Source organism: Vibrio sp. 10N.222.54.A3 (assembly GCF_041474095.1).
GTDB classification, from domain to species: Bacteria; Pseudomonadota; Gammaproteobacteria; order Enterobacterales; family Vibrionaceae; genus Vibrio; species Vibrio crassostreae_C.
Map to the genome: position 1 here is coordinate 1 of NZ_JBFRTN010000152.1, position 7,291 is coordinate 7,291.

5 protein-coding genes are annotated in these 7,291 nt (G+C 44.6%); 2 read left to right on the forward strand and 3 right to left on the reverse strand.

Annotated features, from left to right (window positions below):
• Positions 1 to 195 precede the first annotated feature (195 nt).
• Positions 196 to 933: an EAL domain-containing protein gene (locus AB4507_RS22155; RefSeq protein ID WP_372132455.1), complete on the forward strand. Its 738-nt coding sequence runs from the start codon at positions 196 to 198 to the stop codon at positions 931 to 933.
• 199 nt (positions 934 to 1,132) lie between these two features.
• Here AB4507_RS22155 and AB4507_RS22160 read toward each other — a convergent pair whose 3' ends face one another.
• The 3 genes from AB4507_RS22160 to AB4507_RS22170 are packed head-to-tail and all read right to left on the reverse strand — an operon-like array spanning position 1,133 to position 6,332.
• The gene (locus tag AB4507_RS22160) at positions 1,133 to 4,192 is read right to left on the reverse strand and encodes an efflux RND transporter permease subunit (protein WP_372183404.1); all 3,060 of its coding nucleotides are present in this window, start codon (positions 4,190 to 4,192) and stop codon (positions 1,133 to 1,135) included.
• A complete protein-coding gene (locus tag AB4507_RS22165) occupies positions 4,189 to 5,244 on the reverse strand; it encodes an efflux RND transporter periplasmic adaptor subunit (protein WP_017065790.1) in 1,056 nt (351 codons plus the stop codon). Before AB4507_RS22165 ends, AB4507_RS22160 begins: the two co-directional genes overlap by 4 nt.
• Positions 5,244 to 6,332: an efflux RND transporter periplasmic adaptor subunit gene (locus AB4507_RS22170; RefSeq protein WP_136978567.1), complete on the reverse strand. Its 1,089-nt coding sequence runs from the start codon at positions 6,330 to 6,332 to the stop codon at positions 5,244 to 5,246. Before AB4507_RS22170 ends, AB4507_RS22165 begins: the two co-directional genes overlap by 1 nt.
• A 150-nt stretch (positions 6,333 to 6,482) precedes the next feature.
• Between AB4507_RS22170 and AB4507_RS22175 the strand changes: the two genes are divergently transcribed.
• Positions 6,483 to 7,226 carry a TetR/AcrR family transcriptional regulator gene (locus AB4507_RS22175; RefSeq protein ID WP_017064637.1) on the forward strand — a complete coding sequence of 248 codons (744 nt, stop codon included), beginning with the start codon at positions 6,483 to 6,485 and terminating at the stop codon, positions 7,224 to 7,226.
• Positions 7,227 to 7,291 lie beyond the last annotated feature (65 nt).

Here is a 7,291-nt window from a genome sequence, read left to right on the forward strand (position 1 = left end):
GTTTTTTCGTTAATTATATTTATTTAAATATTGACTCTACAAATGAGTTTTTATTAATTGACAATTTACTTACACCTGTCAATATTGTGACAGCCGCGACATGTACGTCCGCCATTGAATAAGCCCTCTTTACTAGCGACTATGATTTTATCAGACAGAAGTGAATTTATTAGCTGTATATCCGTAGATGCTGATATGCAGTTTATTGCGAAATACCAAGACCTGACGCTTAGAAGCGTCTATCAACCTATATTCGACTCTTCTATGACTCAAATAGGTGTTGAGGCTTTGGTGCGCATTTCAAATAACAAAGGTGATATTGTTCGTCCTGATCACTTCTTCCATTCCGACGAAACCTCAAGCACAGACAAAATCAATGTAGAGAGGTTGAGTCGAGCGATTCATATCCGTAACTTCGCACAATCGACAATCCGTCATTTACATCTATTTTTGAACGTTCTTCCAAACGTTGGTGAGTTGTTTGCTGCAGAAAAGGTCAGCGATAGCTTGTTAGCTAAACGCCTTCACGAGCTTAACCTTTCATGCGAACAGATAGTGATGGAGTTGGTAGAGTTGAACGCAGAAAGTGAAGAGCGTTTGAAAGATGCCGCTCTTTCTCTTGCGGATAATGGCTTTCAAATCGCTGTCGATGATTTTGGTACACAAGCATCAACCGAACAGCGCGTTCGTCACATTAACCCTCATATCATCAAGATAGACCGCTCGGTTATGTTGGACTTTGAACAAGGCGACACATGTGAAATGGAATTGGCCCTAAAGCTTGCTACCCAAATCGGTGCGAAGACAGTAATCGAAGGGATAGAAACCCAACAACAACTCGCAGCGATGCAAAATTTAGGCTTCGATATGTATCAAGGTTATCACTTAGCTATGCCAAAGCCGATTGAGTTGGATATTCGCCTCGCAATCTAGAAGTGCCCTCTATTCTCTATTCTACAGGAAGCCGCTTTACCATTGGTTAGCTGCTTTTTGATACCTATCTCTTTCTTAACGCAACGCTCGCTGACGCTATAGTCTCTTAGCACGATCTTGTATCGCCAAGTCACACCCATAAAAAAGCCCAGTCAAAATTGACTGGGCTGGCTTAAAAGAATCTGTTTTATATCAATCCCTAATAACCCGCAGTGGACGGTTTGATTCTATATAGAATAGCGAACATCACTGGTACTACTATTAGCGTTAGTACGGTAGCAAAGCCTAAGCCTGCCATGATGGTAATCGCCATTGAGCCGAAAAATGCATCGAATACCAAGGGAATCATCCCCAAGATAGTCGTCAGTGCTGCCATAGATACCGGTCGTACACGACTGATCGCGCTGTCTACAACCGCTAGGTATGGGTCTTTACCTGTTGATAGCTCACTGTTGATCTGGTCAAGCAGTACAATGCCGTTCTTCAAAATCATGCCGCTTAGACTCAATAAGCCAAGGAACGCTGTGAAGCTGAATGGCATATTGGTACCTAACAGACCAATTGAAACACCAATGATAGAGAGTGGAACCGTAAACCAAATCACAAGCGGCTTACGAACCGAGTTAAACAGAAGCATCGTGATGATAAACATCAGCAAGTAACCCATTGGCAGTGAGCCAAACAGAGATTCTTGCGCATCTTTAGAGCTTTCGTACTCACCACCCCAGCTAATGCTGTAGCCTTCTGGTAAATCTAATGCTTCTACCTTTGGTTTCACACGAGCAAACAGACTCGCTGGCGTTTCATCACCAAGAACATCGTGGTCAGCCAATACTGTTAGCGTACGTTTTCTGTCGCGACGCTGAATCAGTGGCTCAGACCATTGAAGCTCTACGCCATCAATCACTTGCTCAACTGGGATGTAAGTTTGTAGTGATGGGCTCCAAATCTTCACATTGTTTAGCGATTCGAAATCAAAACGCTCTTCTTCCGGTAAACGCGCAACAATAGGCAACATATGAGTACCATCACGCAGTAAACCGATGTTGTAGCCACCAAACGCCATCTGTAACGTCTCGGACAGATCCGTCTTTGAAATACCAAGACGACGCGCCTTTGATTCGTTAAACAATGGCACGAGCTCTTTGGTACGTTCACGCCAGTCGTGACGAACATTTCGAGAGCCTGGGTCCGCTAACAAGATGTCTTCCACTTCAACCGCAATACTGCGCAAGATTTGTGGGTCGGCACCACTAATACGAGCCTCGATTTTTGAAGCTGGTGACGGGCCAAACTCAATCAACTTGAACTGGAACGTTGGTTGCTCAAATTCGTTCGCTAAGTCTTTGTCTAGCGCCGCTAGAGCCTTAAACATAGTGTCGCGGTCAGTGGTTCTTACTTGTAACTGGGCGTACGCTTCGTAGCTTTTCTCTGGTTGGTAAGTCAGTGCGAAACGTTGCATGCCCTGCCCAACCGTTGTCGTTACAAACTCCACGTCGTCTTGCTGGCGAATGTAGCTTTCAACTTTTTCTGTCTGCTTGATCGTTTCACGAACATCGGTGCCTTCTGGCATCCACATGTCTACGTAAAACATTGGGGTATTTGACGGCGGGAAGAACTGCTGCTTCACCATACCAAAACCGACGACAGAAACTGCTAATAGAGCGACCATACTAACTACAGTAAGCCATCTAAATCGAAGTGCTACTTTCAGACACGCACCGAATACCACAAACAGGATGCCTTTGTATGGGTCTTCGTTCTCATCAACCTTGTCTTCTTCTTTAAGCAACATCTCGGCAAGGAATGGCGTTAGTGTTAGTGCAGTTACCCAACTCAAAAACAGTGAGAAACACAGTACCCAAAACAGTGAACCCATGAATTCGCCTGTCGCATCCTTCGACAAACCAATCGGTGCAAACGCTGTGATAGCGATAATGGTCGCACCTAACAGTGGCCATTGTGTTTGCTTGACGATGTCTTTCGCTGCTTGAAGCTTGGTTTTGCCTTTCTTCAAGCCCACCAAAATACCTTCAACGACAACAATCGCATTATCCACCAGCATACCCAGCGCGATGATCAGTGCCCCCAGAGAGATGCGGTGCAGTTCAACATCGTTGTAATCCATCAGGATGAAGGTACCGAATACCGTCAATAGAAGAACCAAACCGATGATCAAACCACTGCGTAAGCCCATTGCGAACAACAATACAATGATAACGATGGCTACCGCTTCAACTAGGCTGATTAAGAAGTCAGCCACAGATTTGTCTACTTCTTGCGCTTGGTTGTAGAAGTAATTCAGTTCTACACCCGCTGGCTTAATGCTTTCTAGGCGATCCAGTTCCGCATCCAGTGCTTTACCAATCTCAACCACGTTTACGCCTGATGAGAAAGCAATACCTAAGTTGATTGCAGGTTCACCGTTGTACGTTAATACATTACCCGGTTTTTCTTGAATACCACGAGTCACTTCAGCAACGTCTTTTAGACGAATTAGATTGCCAGTGTCACGACCATGAATGATTAGGTTTTCTAGTTCTTCAACCGTGCTTAATGTGCCGTTTGGCTTAATCGTTAGGCTTTGACCATTCAGCATCACCTCGCCTGCCGATACCACACTGTTTTGTTGTGCTAGCAATGCTGTCACCGTCGACATATCTAGGTTCAATGCGGCTAAGCGTTCCAGTGACATCTCAACAAACAGTTGTTCTTGTTGGTCACCTGCAATGCTAACTTTACCGACACCGTCAACCAGTTCGATTTCACGCGTTAGGTAATCTGCGTACTGTTTGAGCTCAACGTAATCGTAACCATCACCGGTCAGCATGATCATCACACCAAACACATCACCAAAATCATCGATGATCTGAACGGAATTTACACCACTTGGCAGTGTTGGTTGTAGATCGTTGATCTTACGGCGCATTTCATCCCAGATCTGAGGCAGCTCGTCTGGACCGTAGTCCATCTTCATACTGACCATAATTTGGGACATACCGTTCGATGATGTCGAGGTAATCTTGTCGATGTACGGAAGCTGTCTTATCTCTTTTTCTAGTGGGTAAGTCAGCTCTTCTTCAACTTCCATTGACGTAGCGCCAGGGTAAGTTGAAATAATCATTGCATCTTTAATGGTAAAAGCTGGGTCTTCTAAACGGGATAGATTACCAAAAGACGTCACACCGCCAATGGCCAAAATGACTAGAAACAGCCAGCTGATTACTTTGTTCTTTATTGAATATTCTGCGATGTTCATTCTGCTTTTCCTGACAATTGGATTCCGTCACGGAGTTTTCTTAAATTCGAATTTACGAGTAGCTCACCTTGCTCAACACCATGAGCGATGAGTGCGCCTTGGCCACTGATCTTGTCGACTTCTACTTCGCTTTTGAATGCTTGTCCGTCTTCCATTTTCCACACATAGAACTGATTCGCTTCAGAGCCCGCTTCTAGCGTTGTCATTGGTAATTGGTAGCCTTGAACATCGCTCAGGCCCGCTTTCGCCATATCTACATTGACCGTAACGCTCGTGCCTGGCAGGATTTCACTTTCAGGCTGCTGCATCTGCATCCAAAATTCGTAGGTACGGGATTGTGGGTGCAGTTCACTGGTGTGTTCTAGATACGTCAGTGGATATTGGCCTGTGTGACCGCCAAAGGTCGCCTCAGGACGATAGCTATTTGAACGCATGTCTGGGCTAATTGACGCCAAGATCGAATCTGATACTTGAATTCGCACATACACCTTGTCGTTCTGGTACACACTCAGTAGTGTTTCTCCAGGCGTCGTATTTTCGAATCGTTGCTTATCGACAGTTGAAACTGTTCCTGAGAACGGCGCTAAAAGTTCTGTGTAACTCAGCTTGCGTTTCGCCGCCGCCAAATTCGCCGATGCGAGCTTATAGTTAGCCGTCAGTTGGTCGTGTTCTGATTGCGATAACATTTCGCTGCCAAACATCTCCGTTCCACGGGCCAACTGTTTGCTTGCCAGTTTGAATTGAGATTGAGCATCAGTCAGATCTTGGACGTACGTTGCGTTATCTAAGGTGGCTAATAACTGCCCTTTTTCGACATTGTCGCCCGCTTCTACTAATACTTGTTGAATCTCGCCTGCTAGCTTAAATGCCAAGGGAGTCAATTCAGCTGGCATCACCTGTCCATTAAAACTTCTGAACTGATTAGTAAGCGGTGCGCCAACTTCAAAGGTAGAAACCAACAAAGGTGGTTGTTCACGGTGTACAGCTTCATTGTTACAGGCTTGAAGTAACAGAACCGACGCGACAACAACTGATAATTTTGAAAGGTTCATTAAATACCGCCCTCACGAAGCCAAGCTTTTACTTGTTGTCCGTCTGATAACACATCCACACCCGCTTCAACGATAAGGTCACCAGACGACAATCCGTCGATAACCTTGCCTTGCTCATCAAGAAGGACTTGTACTTTAGAAATCAGTTGAGAGTCAGGGTTATAACGCCATAGTTCACCATGGTCTACGTCTTTGTTTAACCAAGCTGAATCCACAATACCAATGCCGTAGTCAGATTTACTTTTCTGAACTTCAACTTGCGCTGTCATACCAGAAAGTAGATTGATGCCTTCTGGCTTTTCGATAGACACAACCGCTTGGTAGCTGTTGGTATCTTCATCTGGTTGCGTTGAGATTTCTTTAAAGCGAGTCGGGATACGAATGCCGCGGTGGCTGTCCATCACAACCCACATGTTTGAGCTCGTTAGGTCTTGAATAGAACGGTCTTCAAGCTTTGATACTGGAATTGAAAACGTCACATCCATTTCACTGTGATTCAAAATATTCAGTACAGGCTGCTTTTCTGCGATCAATTGATATTGCTTTCCAAACACCATCGATACCACGCCATCGAATGGAGCAACTAAGGTAGTGTAGCCAAGGTTTGTTTTTGCTTGGTCCAACTCAACTTCAGCGGCAGTAAAGGTGTTTACGGCTTGGTCGTAGTAATCGGTACTGACCAGTTTTTTCGCATACAACTCAGAAGCTTGTTTGTATTGGCTGTTCGCCAGATCAAATTTAGCTTGGGCTGCGTCAACGGCAATACGGTAATCCGTCGCGTCTAATACGGCTAACACCTGACCTTTCTTCACTTCTTGTCCCATACGAACATCGAAGGTTTCTATATCTCCACCCACTTGGAAAGAAAGTGCCGCACGGTCGGTCGCATCAACCTTTGCAATGAAGCTATCGAGATCAATATCAGTCTGTTGTGGGATTTCGAACAGCTTGACTGGCTTGATTACCTGCACATTTTCCTCTGACTGAACTTTGTCACATCCAGTTAGAGAGCCTGCGAGCAATAGTGCTGCAATAACAGCTCCCATGCGCTTGCTCGATATGGCATTGATCGACAAATTGAACTGCATGATGCCTCTCCGTTTAATTATTATGATTTATTACACAGGTGGGCAGTATATTTAATATTAAATAATTCTCAAGATTTACTTTCCACTTGTGCAGTATTTTTTATTTCAGTAAAAACAGTGTAGAATGTTGTAATCAGGTAATTGTGTGAAATGAAGATGACCGAAAAGAAGCAAGGTAGAAGAAGTGCAAAAGACGCCGAAGAGACGCGTTTTTTGATCATGAGCGTTGCCGCAGACATGTTCTGTGACTTTGGCTACGATCGTGTATCACTGCGAAACATCAGTGAAAAGGCAGGCGTCTCGCATAGCCTTATCCGCCACCACTTTGGTAGCAAAGAAAAGATTTGGCATGCAATAAGTGATTGTTTACACGATTATTTTCAGTCTTACATCAGTAAGATTATGGAAGAGCTGCCAAAAGATGTTGCGCCAAATATCGCTATCTACCTGTTTAGCATGCGTCTGTTCACCAACATGATTCACTCACGTAGGCCAATGCAGCTTATTTCAGACTCTGTTCGCCAAGAAGACAACCTAGTTGATTACTTCATCGACAATGTCGGCGATGTTGAAAAAGAGATTAACGGGCTTGCCGCTGAGTACAATGCAGCTAACCCAGACAAAATGATCAACATTTACGAAGTTAAATGGCAAATGATCATGTACGCAAACGGCGCTGTATGCCTCACTCCCTTTATGGAAAGCACTTGGAATGAAGGTGATATGGTCACCTCACCCGAAGACGCCCTACTTAAGCATTGGCAGCTTTTCAACACGCAGATGGTCAGCAAGTTCAATATTGATGAAGAGTGGGCTCTAAATCCAACCTCGATTGAAGAGCTGATTTATGAAGTGCCATGTGAATGGAAGTGTAACCAGGAACATAAAGCTTAATCGGGTTCATACCCATGATGAGCTTATAAGATACAAAAACGCGCCGTTACAGAAGTCACTGTAAC

Coding starts and splice junctions, on each gene's coding strand:
- AB4507_RS22175 (WP_017064637.1), top strand. CDS start 6,483: ATGAAGATGACCGAAAAGAAGCAAGGTAGAAGAAGTGCAAAAGACGCC.
- AB4507_RS22155 (WP_372132455.1), top strand. CDS start 196: ATGCAGTTTATTGCGAAATACCAAGACCTGACGCTTAGAAGCGTCTAT.
- AB4507_RS22160 (WP_372183404.1), bottom strand. CDS start 4,192: ATGAACATCGCAGAATATTCAATAAAGAACAAAGTAATCAGCTGGCTG.
- AB4507_RS22170 (WP_136978567.1), bottom strand. CDS start 6,332: ATGCAGTTCAATTTGTCGATCAATGCCATATCGAGCAAGCGCATGGGA.
- AB4507_RS22165 (WP_017065790.1), bottom strand. CDS start 5,244: ATGAACCTTTCAAAATTATCAGTTGTTGTCGCGTCGGTTCTGTTACTT.